Annotated in this window: 16 protein-coding genes; all 16 read right to left on the bottom strand. The window is 43.8% G+C overall.

Annotated elements, in window-relative coordinates:
- Positions 1-60: 60 nt before the first annotated feature.
- Entirely contained in the window at positions 61-1500 is a 1440-nt protein-coding gene (locus ABR189_RS27505; protein WP_354663732.1) for a complex I subunit 4 family protein, read from the bottom strand.
- Between the two features lie 33 nt (positions 1501-1533).
- On the bottom strand, positions 1534-3432 hold the full coding sequence (nuoL, locus tag ABR189_RS27500) for an NADH-quinone oxidoreductase subunit L (protein ID WP_354663731.1): 1899 nt from the start codon (positions 3430-3432) through the stop codon (positions 1534-1536).
- Between the two features lie 107 nt (positions 3433-3539).
- Positions 3540-3857, bottom strand: a complete 318-nt coding sequence (gene nuoK, locus ABR189_RS27495) for an NADH-quinone oxidoreductase subunit NuoK (protein WP_354663730.1) — start codon at positions 3855-3857, stop codon at positions 3540-3542.
- Between the two features lie 41 nt (positions 3858-3898).
- The gene (locus ABR189_RS27490; RefSeq protein ID WP_354663729.1) at positions 3899-4390 is read right to left on the bottom strand and encodes an NADH-quinone oxidoreductase subunit J family protein; all 492 of its coding nucleotides are present in this window, start codon (positions 4388-4390) and stop codon (positions 3899-3901) included.
- Between the two features lie 49 nt (positions 4391-4439).
- A complete protein-coding gene (gene nuoI / locus ABR189_RS27485; protein ID WP_354663728.1) occupies positions 4440-4949 on the bottom strand; it encodes an NADH-quinone oxidoreductase subunit NuoI in 510 nt (169 codons plus the stop codon).
- A 91-nt stretch (positions 4950-5040) separates the two neighbouring features.
- Complete coding sequence (gene nuoH / locus ABR189_RS27480) at positions 5041-6090, bottom strand: NADH-quinone oxidoreductase subunit NuoH (protein WP_354663727.1); 1050 nt, start codon at positions 6088-6090, stop codon at positions 5041-5043.
- Between the two features lie 57 nt (positions 6091-6147).
- Positions 6148-7233, bottom strand: a complete 1086-nt coding sequence (locus ABR189_RS27475) for an NADH-quinone oxidoreductase subunit G (protein ID WP_354663726.1) — start codon at positions 7231-7233, stop codon at positions 6148-6150.
- 116 nt (positions 7234-7349) lie between these two features.
- Positions 7350-8717, bottom strand: a complete 1368-nt coding sequence (nuoF, locus tag ABR189_RS27470; protein WP_354663725.1) for an NADH-quinone oxidoreductase subunit NuoF — start codon at positions 8715-8717, stop codon at positions 7350-7352.
- Between the two features lie 245 nt (positions 8718-8962).
- Positions 8963-9454 (bottom strand): NADH-quinone oxidoreductase subunit NuoE family protein, encoded by a 492-nt coding sequence (locus ABR189_RS27465; RefSeq protein WP_354663724.1) that lies wholly within the window; start codon positions 9452-9454, stop codon positions 8963-8965.
- A gap of 98 nt (positions 9455-9552) precedes the next feature.
- Positions 9553-10770, bottom strand: coding sequence for an NADH-quinone oxidoreductase subunit D (locus tag ABR189_RS27460; RefSeq protein ID WP_354663723.1), 1218 nt, complete (start codon positions 10768-10770; stop codon positions 9553-9555).
- Between the two features lie 11 nt (positions 10771-10781).
- Complete coding sequence (locus ABR189_RS27455) at positions 10782-11303, bottom strand: NADH-quinone oxidoreductase subunit C (RefSeq protein ID WP_354663722.1); 522 nt, start codon at positions 11301-11303, stop codon at positions 10782-10784.
- A gap of 72 nt (positions 11304-11375) precedes the next feature.
- The gene (locus ABR189_RS27450) at positions 11376-11939 is read right to left on the bottom strand and encodes an NADH-quinone oxidoreductase subunit B (protein WP_354663721.1); all 564 of its coding nucleotides are present in this window, start codon (positions 11937-11939) and stop codon (positions 11376-11378) included.
- 68 nt (positions 11940-12007) lie between these two features.
- Positions 12008-12403, bottom strand: a complete 396-nt coding sequence (locus tag ABR189_RS27445; protein ID WP_354663720.1) for an NADH-quinone oxidoreductase subunit A — start codon at positions 12401-12403, stop codon at positions 12008-12010.
- 162 nt (positions 12404-12565) lie between these two features.
- Entirely contained in the window at positions 12566-14299 is a 1734-nt protein-coding gene (locus ABR189_RS27440; RefSeq protein WP_354663719.1) for a tetratricopeptide repeat protein, read from the bottom strand.
- A gap of 36 nt (positions 14300-14335) precedes the next feature.
- A complete protein-coding gene (locus tag ABR189_RS27435; RefSeq protein WP_354663718.1) occupies positions 14336-15259 on the bottom strand; it encodes a PstS family phosphate ABC transporter substrate-binding protein in 924 nt (307 codons plus the stop codon).
- A gap of 16 nt (positions 15260-15275) precedes the next feature.
- Complete coding sequence (locus ABR189_RS27430; RefSeq protein ID WP_354663717.1) at positions 15276-15515, bottom strand: hypothetical protein; 240 nt, start codon at positions 15513-15515, stop codon at positions 15276-15278.
- Between the last annotated feature and the right edge of the window lie 66 nt (positions 15516-15581).

Below are 15581 nucleotides of genomic sequence, written 5' to 3'. Positions count from 1 at the left end.
ACAAAAAACTTAAAATGAAAAAAGTAAAAGGTAAAATACCCCGCTTCTTTCCTTTTTATTCTAAAACACCTTGTTTACCACTTCCGTAGTGCTGCTAACCAAATCCAGCATAGGCTTTGGATATACCCCCAATACAAGAATCAGGATCACCACCAGGCTCAATGCCAGCAATTCTCCACCTTGCAGATCGGTAGTCTTGGCAGTCAGGGTATTACTTTCTCCAAACATCACCCGCTGAATCATATTCAGGGTGTATACCGCAGCCAGAATAATTCCCAGACCAGCTACTGCCATAAACCATCCATTGTATTGAAACAATCCGCTGAACATTAAGAATTCTCCGATGAAACCATTCGTGAGTGGTAATCCAATATTTGCCAGACTGATGATTACCAGGAAAATAGCCATACGTGGAGCCACCTGTGCGATCCCCCCCAGGTCATTCATATTCTTCACGTTCAGACGCTGCTGGATAATTTCAACAATGATCCACATCCCGATGATATTAATACCATGGTTAAACATCTGCACCTGTACGCCTTGCAGACTCTGATCATTATTAGCAAATATGGCGGCACACATTAAACCGATATGTGCAATAGAAGAATAAGCAATCAGCCTTTTCAGATCCTGCTGCATAATGGCAATGCAGGAAGCATATATAATACCAATGATGGATAATACAATAGCTACATCCGCCCACATGGCGGCGCCCTGTGGCAATACGGGTAATACCCAGCGGATCACACCAAACAAGCCCATTTTTACCATGATACCGGAAAGTACCATTGTAACAGGGGTGGGTGATTGCTCATAGGTATCCGGCTGCCAGGTATGGAACGGAAAAATGGGCATTTTAATCGCAAAGGCTACAAAAAACAACCAGAATAACCAGGACTGCTCACCCGCAGCCAGATTAAGGGTGGTGAAAGCAGTCCAGCTGAAAGACTTGTCGCCCGGAGTCTGGGTATACAGATAAATCAACCCTACCAGCATTAAGAGTGATCCCAGGAACGTATACACAAAGAACTTAAAAGTAACAGGTATGCGTTTTTCGCCGCCCCACATGGAGCAAAGGAAATAAACAGGGATCAATGCCAGCTCCCAGAAGAAGTAGAACAACAGGGCATCATAAGCGGTAAATACACCGATCAGACCAGCCTGGGATAATAACATCAGGCCATAAAAACTGTTAGCACGTTCGTACTCCCTTGTATAGATCGTAATAAAAATAACCAGGAAGGAAATAGCAGTAAGTAAACAGAGCATCACGCCCATTCCATCTAATCCTACGTTAAACTGACTTCCCAATTGTGGAATCCAGTTAGCGGTTAAGTGTAATCCTTCCGGCGCTGTCCGGAATTGGAATAAGGCACCCAACGCTACTGCCACAGAAGCCAGGGATGCTATCATGCCCAGCACTTTAGGCCCGGATCCCTTGAGGCCAAATGTAAGCAGGCCTGCAATTAAAGGAATCAATATTAGTAATACTGTCAACATAATTATCTTGCGCTTGTAACTTCAGCTATTGATTTATAATATAAACCCTATCACGAATAATATAATCATACCAATTACCATGGCGAATATGTAAAAGCCCACCTGTCCGGTTTGCACCAGGCGTATTTGCTGGCTTCCCCATTGTACACCACGGCCTACTCCATTCACCAACCGGTCAATACCTGCTTTTTCAATTACATCCTGGAAGAATTGAGACAATGCCATTAAAGGTTTAACAATGATAGCATCATACAGCTCATCCACATACCATTTGTTTTCCAGTACCTTAGCCAGGCCGGTATTCTCCTTGCCATTATCCTGGTAAGCAATAAACTGCTTGCGTGCCAGTAGTATAAATACAATTACCAGTACAGTGCTCAGGCCCATCAGGATCCATTCTGTGCTGTGGCTTAAATGATGTGTAGCTGCAAAAGGTGCAGAAGGTGCAAAGATGGGTGCCAGATATTCACCCAGTACATGTTTTACACCAAATACTTCTGGTAATCCTACATAACCACCTGCAATAGATAATACTGCCAGTATGATCAGTGGAATGGTCATTGCTGCAGGGCTCTCATGTAAATGATGTTCCTGCTCATGCGTGCCGCGGAACTTACCACAGAAAGTAATGTAGTATAAACGGAACATGTAGAAAGCAGTCATCAGCGCACCAGCAAGTGCCAGGGCATACATCAGTTTGTTGGCAGCAAAAGTATGTGCCAGGATCTCATCCTTAGAGAAGAAACCGGATAAACCCGGTATACCTGCAATGGCCAGACAACCAACCAGGAAAGTCCAGCTGGTGGTAGGCATGAATTTCTTCAGGCCTCCCATTTTACGGATATCCTGTTCTCCGCCCATCGCATGAATCACAGAACCGGAACCAAGGAACATCAGGGCTTTAAAGAAGGCATGCGTCATTACGTGAAACACTGCTGCTGTATAAGCGCCCACACCTAATGCCAGGAACATATAACCCAGCTGGCTTACAGTAGAATAAGCCAATACCTTCTTAATATCGTTTTGCTTTAAAGCGATGGAAGCTGCCAGTAAAGCGGTAGCCAGCCCTATTATCGCAATTACAGTCTGTATGCATGGAGCCAGGGTAAACAGGACGTTGCTACGTGCAATCATATAAATACCTGCCGTAACCATCGTAGCTGCGTGGATCAGGGCAGATACCGGTGTAGGACCCGCCATCGCATCCGGCAACCAGGTGTATAACGGAATCTGTGCAGATTTACCCATAGCACCTACAAACAACAGCATCGTCATAGCTACAATAACCGGGTCATTCATCCCCAGGGTAGCTGCTTTCTGAAATACTTCAGAGAAAGTAACCGATCCGAATTGGGTGATCATGAAGAAAATACCCAGTAGAAAGCCCAGGTCACCAATGCGGTTCATGATAAAGGCTTTCTTCGCAGCATTGTTATAGTTCGTATTCTTAAACCAGAAACCGATCAGCAGATAGGAGCATAAACCTACTCCTTCCCATCCGATGAACATCATCACAAAGTTGGCACCCAGCACCAATATGAGCATGGAGAAGATAAACAGGTTGAGATAGGCAAAATACCGTGCAAAACTTTCATCTGTTTCTTCCTTCATGTAAACAGTAGAATAGATGTGAATGAGTGTACCTACTCCTGTAATAATAAGCAGGAATAAAGCACTCAGCTGATCTACCTGAAATGCAAAAGGAATATGCAGGGTGCCTGCACTAATGAAATCAAACAGGGTTACCACCTGCGGAGTAAACCCGGGAGCTTTTACTTCCAGGAATATCATTACGCTCACTGCAAAAGCAGCCAACACTGCACCACTTCCAATCACACCTACCAGGGATTTGGATAAGAACCTCCTCCCTAATCCATTAACCAGGAATCCTAATAATGGTAATAATGGTACCAGCCAAACTAGATTAATCATTTACGAATCGGTATTTAGTTAACCGTCTATGCACCATAATGACAGGCCACAGACCATTACGTTATTTCAATTGTTCCTTTTATTGATGATCCCTCAACGGTACCACATCAATTCTTCAACCTGTTGAGGATATTGATGTCTACAGAATGTGTGTTTCTGTATACCATTACTATGATAGCCAGTCCCACCGCTACTTCGGCTGCAGCTACCACCATAATGAAAAACACGAAAATCTGGGCGCCGGCTGCATCTACCCGTCCTGCATCTGCCCACATTTTAGAAAAGGTTACCATTAATAAATTCACGGCATTCAGCATCAGTTCAATGCACATAAAAACGATAATCGCATTTCTGCGTACCAGTACGCCCATTATACCTATGCAAAACAAGGCTATGCTTAAGAAAATATAGTATTGAACCGGCATATAATAATTTTCAATTTCTAATGATCAATGATGAATTACCCTTATTTTTTCCCGATAACGACTGCTCCTACCATGGCACTCAGGAAAAGAATGCTGCTCACTTCAAAAGGCATCACATAGGTTGTAAACAGGGTTTTACCAAGGTTTTCAATAAGCCCGATCTCATTGGAGCCGGGTTGAACAGCAGGCATATTGGCATCTCTCAGCGCTGCTACCAGTATCACCAGTAAGGCACCTCCACTGATAGCCCCTGCATATTTCAGCCAGTTCCGCTTTTGTGGTTCCATTTCCGCATTCATATTCATCAGCATCATCACAAAAAGGAACAATACCATTATAGCACCTGCATATACAATGATATGTACTACTGCCAGGAACTGTGCATTCAGCATTACATAATGCCCTGCTATGGTAAAGAAGGTAATGATCAGGCACAACACGCTGGTTACCGGGTTTTTACTCAGTACTACACCCAGTGCAGAAACCAGTGCTACTACTGAAAGCACCATGAAAACTATTTGTTGTATACTCATTCCCATCTCTGCTATGTTTGTCTATTGTATGGTTTTATTAATACAGATACTACTTTGTTTGGTTGTCTTTCGGATGAGGGATCAGCAGATCATCTTTTCCATAGATAAAGCCCTTACGCTGAAAATTGGAAGGCGCAAATGTTTCACTCAGGTAAACCGCATCTTTAGGACAAGCCTCTTCACAAAAACCACAGAAGATGCAACGCAGCATATTGATTTCATATTTAGCAGCATACTTTTCCTCACGATACAGATGCTCTTCACCTGGTTTCCTTTCTGCCGCTTCCATAGTGATTGCTTCAGCAGGACAGGCTACTGCGCACAACCCGCAGGCAGTACATCTTTCACGGCCCTCTTCGTCACGGTTCAATATCTGCAATCCACGAAACACCGGGCTGAACGGACGCTTTTGCTCCGGATAGCTGATGGTGCTTTTCTTCTGGAATATATGCTTAAACGTTATCGCCATTCCCTTAAAAATGGCAGGCAGATACATTTTTTCCGCAAAGCTCATTGGCCTGCGGTCTACTGCTTTTGCCCTATTGGTTAATGCTTGCATAATGTATGCTTGTTTGTTACCTGCCTGAGTATACCTGCAGGTATATATTTTTTATAATTAGCCGGTTGCCCGGTTCATTTTTCCTTACTTATTATAATCCCTGACGGAATAATACCACTGCACCGGTAATGAGCATGTTCAATAAGGCCAGCGGAATCAGAATCTTCCAACCTAAACGCATCAGCTGGTCATAACGGAATCTTGGAATGGTCCAACGCACCCACATAAACAGGAACAGGAAGAAGATAATTTTAATAAAGAGTACAATTACTCCTATTACTGTCAGCAGATTAGGGCTCAGTCCCAGGCTATCCATACCAGGGAAACTGTAACCACCGAAATACAGGCTGGACATCAGCGCAGAGCTGATAAACATATTGATGTATTCCGCAAACAGGTAAAAGCCCAGCTTCATGGAAGAATATTCCAGGTGATAACCACCGTTCAGTTCATTTTCTGCTTCCGGTAAGTCAAACGGTGTACGGTTACATTCTGCAAAAGAACAGATCAGGAAAATGAGGAATCCCAGTGGCTGATAGATCACATTCCAGATACCACTCTGACGTTGCTGTTCTACAATTTCCTTAATACTTAAAGTGCCGGTCAGCATCAGCAGGGCAATCAATGAAATACCGAATGCCAGCTCATAGGAAATGATCTGGGAAGCCGCACGTACAGACGCCAGCAGGGAATATTTATTGTTGGATGCCCAGCCTCCGATCATGATACCATATACTCCCAGACTCACTACTCCAAAAAGGTACAGAATCCCGATGTTCACATCTGCAATCTGCAGGGAGAAAGAATAATCACCAAAGGTTAAGGTGTCGCCCCAGGGAATGACAGCACTGGTCATACAGGCCACCATCATAGCGATAGAGGGTCCCAGGATAAACATAAACTTATTGGAGTTGGTAGGAATGATCTCTTCCTTAAAGAAGAGCTTACCACCATCTGCCAGCGGTTGCAATAAACCAAACGGGCCAGCCCTGTTGGGACCACGCCTGTCCTGAATAACAGCCGCTACTTTTCTTTCACCCCAGGTAGCATACATCGCCACCATCAGGGATACTCCCAATACTGCTGCAATGAGCAATATCTTTTCCAGGATAAAAAACCAGTCTATACTTAATAATGTCATACCAGCACTTATGTGTCAATTACGAATGATGAACTATCTGTTACGCTACTCCTTCAGTTACTTGCTATTGAAGTCGTCGGAATGTGCAGGCCCGTCTATTTTGGACAGGTCTATATCTGGCCTGTTTACCTCACTGATACTATGGATATCCATCAGCAGCTTGGGCTTACGGCCATCCAATACATCCATCAGCGACTCTTTAGGTTTCTTCACACCAACATAGTGACCTTGTGAGATAACGCTATGGCGTTCTATTTTCCGTGGACCTTCAATCGTCCAGTCTTTTGCTTCTTTCTTATCAAAGCGGCAGGTATCACAGATAAAATCTTCCACTTCACCGTATTTATCTTTACGGGCAGTAATGCGGAATACTTCATCACCACGCATCCACAAGGTGGTTTTACCACAGCACTGATCACAATTGCGGTGTGCATTTACCGGCTTCAGGAACCATACCCTGTTTTTGAAACGGAAAGTTTTATCAGTTAAAGCACCCACCGGGCACACATCTATCACATTTCCGATAAAGTTATTATCCAGTGACTGCTGGATATAGGTGCTGATCTCAGATGCATCGCCACGACCCAGGATACCATGTTCCCGCTTATTTGTCAGCTGGTCGGCAGTGTATACACAACGATAGCATAAAATACAGCGTGTCATGTGCAGCTTTATCTTATCACCGATATCTATCTGCTCAAATGTTCTGCGTTTAAATTCAAAACGGGTAGCTTCTGCACCATGCTCGTAGCTCAGGTCCTGCAAATGACATTCTCCCGCCTGATCGCACACAGGGCAATCCAGCGGATGATTGATCAGCAGGAACTCTACAACCCCTTTACGGGCCTCCAGTACTTCCGGAGAGGTGATATTTGCTACTTCCATACCATCCATTACAGTAGTACGGCAGCTGGCCACCAGTTTAGGCATAGGGCGGGCATCAGCATCGGAACCTTTTGTTACTTTCACCAGGCAGGTACGGCATTTTCCGCCACTACCCTGTAGTTTGGAATAATAACACATTGCCGGTGGTACAACATCTCCTCCTATCTTCCGGGCTGCATTCAGAATAGTTGTTCCCGGCTCCACTTCCACGGAGATATTATCAATCTTGACCTTAAAAAGTTTTTTCTCTTCAGCCATTGCATTTGCTTGAAACCACTTTTAAGCTGCCTTTGTTTCCGGTAGCAAAAAAATGGTGATTATATTTATCAGCTATGCTACGCATAGCCACCTTTTCCAAGAGCATTCCCTGTAGCTTATACCGCTGCAGCAGGTTCAGGTACTGGCAACGGATCGGCATAATGCGCCAGACCAAAATTACGGGTCAGGCATTCGGCCGGGTTATTCACATGCCATTCAAATTCATCCCGGAAATGACGGATAGCAGCAGCTACCGGCCAGGCAGCAGCATCCCCCAGCGGGCAGATGGTGTTACCTTCTATTTTCCGTTGTATATCCCACAGTAAATCAATGTCACTCATTTTTCCTTTACCGGACTCAATGTTCTGCAGTACTTTCTTCATCCAACCTGTACCCTCACGGCAAGGACTACACTGTCCACAGCTTTCATGATGATAGAAACGGGCAAAAGTAAGTGTGTTACGTACAATACACTGGTCTTCATCCATTACAATAAACCCACCGGAGCCTAACATCGAGCCGGTAGCAAAACCACCGTCTGCGAGGCTTTCATAGGTCATCATACGGGTTTCTCCCTTGGCTGTTTTCAGCAGCAGGTTAGCCGGTAAAACCGGTACGGAAGAACCGCCCGGGATACAGGCTTTTAAACGCTTGCCATTGCGGATACCTCCACAGTACTCATCAGAATAAATAAACTCCTCAACGGAAATATTCATTTCTATCTCATATACACCAGGCTTATTGATGTTACCGCAGGCAGATAATAATTTTGTACCGGTAGACTTACCTGTACCATACTTCACATATTCATCCCCACCCAGGTTAATAATAGGTACTACTGCTGCCAGTGTTTCCACATTATTTACCACCGTAGGGCTTTCCCATAATCCTTTGATAGCAGGAAACGGAGGTTTGATACGGGGATTACCACGCTTACCTTCCAGGGATTCTATCAACGCTGTTTCTTCTCCGCAGATATAGGCACCGGCACCACGTTGTACATATATTTCCAGGTCAAAGCCTGTTCCTAAAATATTCTTTCCTAACCAGCCATTGTTTTTAGCCTCTGCAATAGCCTGTTCCAGGATATCAGGTATCCAGGCATATTCTCCCCGGATATAGATATAGGTACGGTGAGATCCTAAAGCAAAACTGGATATCAGCAGGCCTTCAATGAGCAGGTGTGGCAAAAACTCCATAAGATAGCGGTCTTTGAACGTACCTGGCTCAGATTCATCCGCATTACATACGAGGTAACGGGGCACTCCTTCCGGTTTAGCCAGGAAGCTCCATTTCATACCGGTTGGGAAACCGGCGCCACCACGACCTCTCAGGCCACTCTTCTTCACTTCTTCTACCACCTGGTCAGGGCTCATGCTTTTCAACACTTTTTCTGCAGCTGCATAACCGCCGTTCTTCCTGTAAGTATCGTAGTACCTGATACCTTCAATATGTGCCTTGTCTAACAGTAATTTGCGTCCCATTGTCTGATTATAGTTTAATGGCTCGTTGGTACTAAGCCTTCCGTATCCTTGTCCTTGCCATCCGTTCACCTATCCGGTAAAACAGGAGGCCGGCGCCTGTGCCACAAATAAAGGAAGTAAACCAATTTTCCACCTTCCAGAGTACTGTCAGCATTAATATCAGTATTGCAGCCTCCAATATCATTAGTTTATGCCGGTGGTAAAACGTTTTCATACCTATATGGCTATATTGTTTTATTGATACCTTAGTTTGCCTTTGCCCTGCATTCTGCAATAATAGCATCTACCTTTTCAGGGGTCAGATGTTCGCGGTAATGTTTGCCCAATTGCATCATCGGAGCATACCCACAGGCTCCCAGGCATTCTACCGTTTTAAGGGTAAACATCCCGTCAGGGGTAGTTTCACCTACACCGATGCCCAGTTTATTCTTGATGTACTCAATGATCTGATCAGAGCCACTCACCATACAAGGACCAGTCTGGCATACCTCAAACAGGTATTTTCCTACCGGTTTCAGGTTGTACATACTGTAAAAAGTAGCTACTTCATACACCTCGATTGGCTTCAACTGCAGTAATTCCGCCACGTAATCCATGGTTTCCGCACTCAGCCATCCACCAAATTCTTCTTGCGCCAGGTGCAGCACAGGCAACAATGCACTTTTCTGCTTTCCTTCCGGATAGCGTGCAATGATCTCTTTTACTTTATTCAGTTTCTCTTCAGAAAATTGTATCATAAGGCCCTTGTATTCATGTCCTCCGCCTGGGCGGAAGGGCTTTAAAAATGTATAATGTCAAATGCAACGTTGGCCGTTGCCGTTATAAGCAAAACACTTTATGCATCCAGCTCACCTGCAATCAGGTTGAGGCTGCTCAAACAAATAATCGCATCACTGATCATCGCTCCTTTCACCAGTTCAGGATAAGCCTGATAGTAAATAAAGCAGGGCCTGCGGAAATGCAGACGGTAAGGACTACGGCCACCATCACTGATGAGATAATAACCCAGCTCTCCGTTTGCCCCTTCTACCGGATTGTATAACTCACCCGGTAATATATCCGCCTCACCCATCACTATTTTAAAGTGATAGATCAGTGCTTCCATCTTCGTATATACATCACTCTTCTCCGGCAGGTAATAAGCAGGTACATCTGCATGATACACCTCCGGTGGCAAGCCTTTCAGCTTATCCATCGCCTGGCGGATAATGCTGACACTTTGCCACATCTCTTCGTTACGCACCAGAAAACGGTCGTAACAATCACCGGTAGTACCTACTGGTATAGCGAATTCAAAATCCTGGTAAGAAGAATAAGGACTGGCTACCCTTACATCATAATCCACGCCGGAAGCACGCAGGTTAGGACCGGTAAATCCGTAGTTCATCGCTCTTTCTGCGGAAATGCCACCTACCTTCTGCGTACGTTCCATAAAAATACGGTTACGTGTCATCAGGGTTTCAAACTCCTTCAATGCTTTTGGATATTCGTCCAGGAATTGCTCAATTTTCTGGAAGGCTGCCGGTGTAAAGTTTCTTTCAAAACCACCTACACGGCCTATATTGGTAGTGAGGCGGGAGCCACACACTTCTTCATATATTTCGTAAATAAGTTCCCTGTATTTCATAATGTACAGGAACCCGGTAAAGGCACCACTATCTACCCCCATTACACCGTTACAGATCAGGTGGTCGGCAATACGTGCCAGTTCCATAATGATCACACGGAGGTAATCCACCCTTTTCGGGGTTTCAATACCTAATAATTTTTCTACGGTAAGATGCCAGCCTATGTTGTTGATAGGAGCAGAACAGTAGTTAAGGCGGTCTGTGAGTGGCGTGATCTGGTAGAAGGGACGGCGTTCTGCAATTTTTTCAAAAGCGCGGTGAATATAACCAACGGTAGATTCAGCGCTTACAATACGTTCACCATCTATTTCCAATATGTTCTGAAACACCCCGTGGGTAGCCGGGTGCGTAGGCCCCAGGTTAAGCGTGGTGGTTTGCTTTTCTATTGAGCCTTCCGGCAAATTTATATGTTGCTGCTCTGACATAGTCTAATTAATTATATTCCAATATGCCCACCCCGTCCAAACATTTCATCATCCTTGTCAATACGGGTCTGATCTTCCAGCGGAAACTCCTTACGCATGGGGAAATAGGTCATTTCATCCACATTCAGGATACGTTTCAGGTTAGGATGTCCAACGAAATCGATTCCAAAGAAATCATAAGTTTCCCTTTCCATCCAGTTCGCAGATTCAAATAACCGGGTAGCGGTGAAGATCTGCGGAGCAGCTACAGCAGTATATACTTTGAAACGGAGCCGTACATTGTCCTGAAAGTTGTGCAAATGATACACGACTGCTAATTCTTCATTTTTCCGGTCCGGGTAATGTACCCCTGTCAGATCTGTCAGAAACGTGAACTTCAGTTCTGCATCATCATACAGGAATTGCAGCACTTTCAGGTTATGATCCTTAGGAGCTGCAAAAGAGAGCATGCCAAAAGACTCAGCAAACTCTGTAAGTACTTCACCAAACTTCTCCGTTAACCTATGCTGTATATGTTCGTTAGTTAAAGACATTAACCTTGTTATATTTACGATGTCATAAAAAGCTGTTCGCCTGCACTGTTATGTTATCTGCAGCCTGTTGTCTTATTGAATACCATAAGAAGACATCAGTTCCTTGTACTTATCGGAGTGACGCCTGCGCAGACTTTCCTCTCCTACCAGTTCCTGTATCCTCATAAATCCATCAATAATCGCTTCTGGTCTTGGCGGGCATCCTGGTACATACACATCTACCGGAATAATCTGGTCAATCCCCTGCAACACAGAATAGGTATCAAAAATACCACCACTGGAAGCACATGCTCCTACTGCGATTACCCAACGGGGTTCGGCCATCTGCAGGTATACCTGACGCAGTACCGGACCCATTTTTTTGGCAATAGTACCCATTACCATCAGCAAGTCACACTGGCGGGGCGTAAATGCCATACGCTCAGAACCAAAACGTGACAGGTCATAATGGGAGGCCATAGTAGCCATAAATTCAATTCCACAGCAGGAAGTGGCAAAAGGTAAAGGCCATATGGAGTTTTTACGTGCCAGACCTATCGCCTTGTCAAAAGAAGTGGCAAAAAAGCCCTCACTGGAATATCCTTCCGGAGCTTCCACCAACTTCACCTTTGTATTATATTGAACCGGACGAGCCATTTGATTTAAGATTTAAAGATTTACAATCCCGATCTGCAAAGTTGCAAATCATACGCACATTTCTATAATTAATCTTCCCATTTAAGGGCACCCTTTTTAATAATATAAATGAATCCTGTCAGGAAAAACCCAACAAACATCAGCACAGCTAAAAATCCTTCCCAACCCAGCTGCTTAAAATTAACAGCATAAGGGTAGAAAAAGATCACTTCTACATCAAATAAAACGAACAAAATGGCAGTCAGGAAGTACTTAATAGCAACTGGTTGGCGGGCATTTCCCTTTTGTTCAATACCACTCTCAAAGTTGATAAGCTTATCGCTGGTCTGGCGTTTGGGGCCTAAAAAGTGGGTAGCCACCATGACAAGTCCCACAAAACCCAAGGCCGCAAATAATTGCAATACAATGGGAAAATAACTGAAAGGAGTATTAGTAGCTGACAAAAATTCAGTATGTGTAAACATATGCTTCCCTTAAAACGTTCTCCGAATTGCGCAAAAGTACGCCAACTAAACCAAAAATCAAATGAATGAGCTATTAAAGTATTATATTTTTATACCAACCAGAAACTAAAAAACCCCCTGAAGTACAGGAGGTTTTTTAATATTATGATATAAAAAACTTATTTATTTCTTGTTCTGCCCTTGTTTACCGTTACCACTGGCAGGTCTGGCAGCTGCTTTCTCGCGGGATGCCATGTTTTCCTGAATAGCTTTTACAGTAGCATTGTTAGGATCGATAGACAATACCTTGTCTTCCCAGATTTTCAGATTGTCTTTATCTTCCTTGTTATAGTAGTAGATCATCATGTACTGATAAGCAAACATCAGGTCCCTTGGCTTGGTTTTAGCCTCACCACCCAGGTCAAAGAATTTCTGGAAATAAGGGATTGCCAGACCTTCTTTAGCTTCTGTATCCTTACCCATCTGCGCACGTCCTCTCCAGTAGTTACCCAGGATTTCCTGTGCAGGGTATTTTTCTATAAACTTGGCAAAAGTAGCATCTGCATTGTCGTATTGACGATCATACAGTTCCCAGGTACCCTTGAAGAAATAATCCTGGATTTTACCAGTATTCTGTTCATCCGTAAAATCATTTACCAGCTTACCATACCATTCAGCAGCACGTTTGTAATCGCGCAGATTTTTGAATGATTCTGCTACGTTACGGTATCTTTCTGCATCTTTAGCGGTATCAGCCAAAGCATATTTTTCCAGGTATAAAGAAGCCAGTGAATCGATCACGACTGCTTTCGCAGAATCCTGTTCTTTTACTTTACCATAGATAGCGCTCAGCAATTTATAGTCATCAGCTACCAGTTTGCCTTCTCCAACAGCCTGTACATACTCATCCATCACCTGTTTAGCAGTCAGGGAATCACCTTTTTGCAGGTGGGCATCGCCTAACAAACGGGTAAATTTACCCTTATAAGCTTCTCCGGCCTGAGGGATTACACTCTTTGCCTTATTGATGGCTGCATCGTAGTCTTTCTTATAGAAAGAGATAGCGGCCAGGTAGTAATCTGTTTTTTGTTTGTCAGCAGGGTCAGCAGCATCTATATACTTCTGCAGATAATCAGCAGCCCTGTCCCAGGAAAGTTGATCCTTAATTGGCGTAATGTAAAACTCAAACAATTGGAAATAAGCCGGACCATATTTAGAATCCATGTTGGTCGCTTTGCTCCAGTCAGCTACTGCCTGTTGTTTCAGTTTGGCATTGTAGTTTACCATACCCTGTTTGGTAACTGCTTCTGCATTGTTTGGATCTACTTCCAGTGCTTTTTCATAGGTAGTAATAGCCTTACCACCATTTTCACCACCTAACATCCTGTAAGCGTCGCCCAATTCAATATAGTCCGCTGCAATTGGTGTATACTGTTGCTTTTTCTTGCGGCCTTCATTGTTCAGTAATTTTTCCATAATGGTTAATGCATAACCACGATCACCTACTTTAGGAACTTCTGTGTTGGCATCAGCAATAGCACGGGCCACATCACCATCACGGCCTTCTGTGGCGGTGCTCGCAGCTTCAAACTTTTGTTTTGCAGCTGCTGCATTACCTTTCAACAGGTCTATACGTCCCATACCTGCCTGCAATAAAGCTGAAGCTGGTACTGCCTGTAACCCTTTCTGAAAAGTAGCTTCGGCTCCTGCCTGATCTTCCAGACCCAATTGGGCTATTCCTAAGTAATAGTAAGCTTTGTCATCAGTTGGTTTCGCAGCAATTACTTTCTCAAGGTTCTGCTTCGCTGATTGGTATTTACCGTAGTAAAGGTCTTTCAATCCATCCTCCACAGATTGGGCCATCACGCCGTTCGCGACGCACAGCAATGCTACGATTAAACTTTTCCGTCTGTTCATGAGCAATCCGATTTTTAGTTTAGTTGTGTTTTTTTATTATTTAAGATTAGCTTCCCTGAAAACAACATTTAGTCTTGCAGGAAAGAGTCTGAATTTACTGATTACCAACTGCCCTTCATAACTTCCCAGGAAAGTGACAAATCCTGAGCCTAAACCCTGATGAGGCTCTTTCAGCCCAAAGAAAATGCCCCGTTTAAGCGGGTAAGAACCAGTACCAATATACAACTGGTATGGCTTTACAAATTCCGATCCATTGTCCGCCCTCAATTTCACTACTGTAACCTTATTCGTAAATTCAATAGAAGTTGAATCATTACGGTCTGAAATCCAGCTAACGCCAATCACCCCAATCGCATCCTTATTTTTGGCCACATAATCTATCACCTCCGGATTATTCTTCGCCGCCATTACATCTGGTGGTAAAGGCGTGCCTTTATTCACAGAATCCAGGATATAACGTACCGTACTTGAGTTCTGGTTATCAAATACCAGCTGCCATTTCCTTGATTTATCCGAGCCATTCATAATGTTACGTACCTGGTCCATCGTCAGGATAGAATCCGGATTGGCTTTGTTAGTAACCAATGCCAGCGCATCCCAGGCCAACAACATACTCCGTGGCGTTATTCTGATCTCTTTAAAATAGTCCCTTTCTTTCTGATTAAAATCCCTTGTAACGATGATCAGCCTGGCACTATCATCCACCAAATCCTTAAAACACTCTGCTTCCGGCTTATAAGTAGCTATTATATGGGTCTTTGGGTATAATGATTCAAATACCCTTATTTCAGAATCAATCAGCGGCTTATATGTCTCATCTACACTTATATGAATCGTTCCTTCTGTGGGCGTATCCAGTTTGGGCCTTTTCTTGCCGCTATTATCACCACATGCCATCATCATGATAGCAAGTACTGATAAATATAAGGTATGTTGTTTCTTTATCTTGTTGCTAAACATAACTCCCTCCTGTCTGTTAACCCTTGTTAAAAAAAAGTTGCTTCCCTCCTCTATATACACGGAAAAGGCCATACGCCATTAGTACCGATGCAAAAATATTCATAGCGGTTGGTGAAAGCCTGAATTCTCCCATGCCTAACTTCTCTGCAAAAAATGCAAACAATGCAAAGCATATAAAAAACAAACCGCGCACCAATTCTCCTAACGAGCGGTACTTATTCTGATCCCTTCTGTAGCCTGATTGTTCTTGTTCCATTATTTTAGCGATTTACAATTATACAAAAAATATTTTTTTAATCTAGTCAAAGAAATCCCATACTTT

Source organism: Chitinophaga sp. H8, from assembly GCF_040567655.1.
Classification (GTDB): domain Bacteria; phylum Bacteroidota; class Bacteroidia; order Chitinophagales; family Chitinophagaceae; genus Chitinophaga; species Chitinophaga defluvii.
The sequence above is the reverse complement of the archived record's forward strand: the minus strand, read 5'-3'. Positions and strand labels throughout refer to the sequence as shown.

What these genes read in the sequence shown, in the direction of transcription:
- ABR189_RS27505 (WP_354663732.1), bottom strand. Translation starts at nt 1,500, where the DNA reads ATGTTGACAGTATTACTAATATTGATTCCTTTAATTGCAGGCCTGCTT.
- nuoL (WP_354663731.1), bottom strand. Translation starts at nt 3,432, where the DNA reads ATGATTAATCTAGTTTGGCTGGTACCATTATTACCATTATTAGGATTC.
- nuoK (WP_354663730.1), bottom strand. Translation starts at nt 3,857, where the DNA reads ATGCCGGTTCAATACTATATTTTCTTAAGCATAGCCTTGTTTTGCATA.
- ABR189_RS27490 (WP_354663729.1), bottom strand. Translation starts at nt 4,390, where the DNA reads ATGAGTATACAACAAATAGTTTTCATGGTGCTTTCAGTAGTAGCACTG.
- nuoI (WP_354663728.1), bottom strand. Translation starts at nt 4,949, where the DNA reads ATGCAAGCATTAACCAATAGGGCAAAAGCAGTAGACCGCAGGCCAATG.
- nuoH (WP_354663727.1), bottom strand. Translation starts at nt 6,090, where the DNA reads ATGACATTATTAAGTATAGACTGGTTTTTTATCCTGGAAAAGATATTG.
- ABR189_RS27475 (WP_354663726.1), bottom strand. Translation starts at nt 7,233, where the DNA reads ATGGCTGAAGAGAAAAAACTTTTTAAGGTCAAGATTGATAATATCTCC.
- nuoF (WP_354663725.1), bottom strand. Translation starts at nt 8,717, where the DNA reads ATGGGACGCAAATTACTGTTAGACAAGGCACATATTGAAGGTATCAGG.
- ABR189_RS27465 (WP_354663724.1), bottom strand. Translation starts at nt 9,454, where the DNA reads ATGATACAATTTTCTGAAGAGAAACTGAATAAAGTAAAAGAGATCATT.
- ABR189_RS27460 (WP_354663723.1), bottom strand. Translation starts at nt 10,770, where the DNA reads ATGTCAGAGCAGCAACATATAAATTTGCCGGAAGGCTCAATAGAAAAG.
- ABR189_RS27455 (WP_354663722.1), bottom strand. Translation starts at nt 11,303, where the DNA reads ATGTCTTTAACTAACGAACATATACAGCATAGGTTAACGGAGAAGTTT.
- ABR189_RS27450 (WP_354663721.1), bottom strand. Translation starts at nt 11,939, where the DNA reads ATGGCTCGTCCGGTTCAATATAATACAAAGGTGAAGTTGGTGGAAGCT.
- ABR189_RS27445 (WP_354663720.1), bottom strand. Translation starts at nt 12,403, where the DNA reads ATGTTTACACATACTGAATTTTTGTCAGCTACTAATACTCCTTTCAGT.
- ABR189_RS27440 (WP_354663719.1), bottom strand. Translation starts at nt 14,299, where the DNA reads ATGAACAGACGGAAAAGTTTAATCGTAGCATTGCTGTGCGTCGCGAAC.
- ABR189_RS27435 (WP_354663718.1), bottom strand. Translation starts at nt 15,259, where the DNA reads ATGTTTAGCAACAAGATAAAGAAACAACATACCTTATATTTATCAGTA.
- ABR189_RS27430 (WP_354663717.1), bottom strand. Translation starts at nt 15,515, where the DNA reads ATGGAACAAGAACAATCAGGCTACAGAAGGGATCAGAATAAGTACCGC.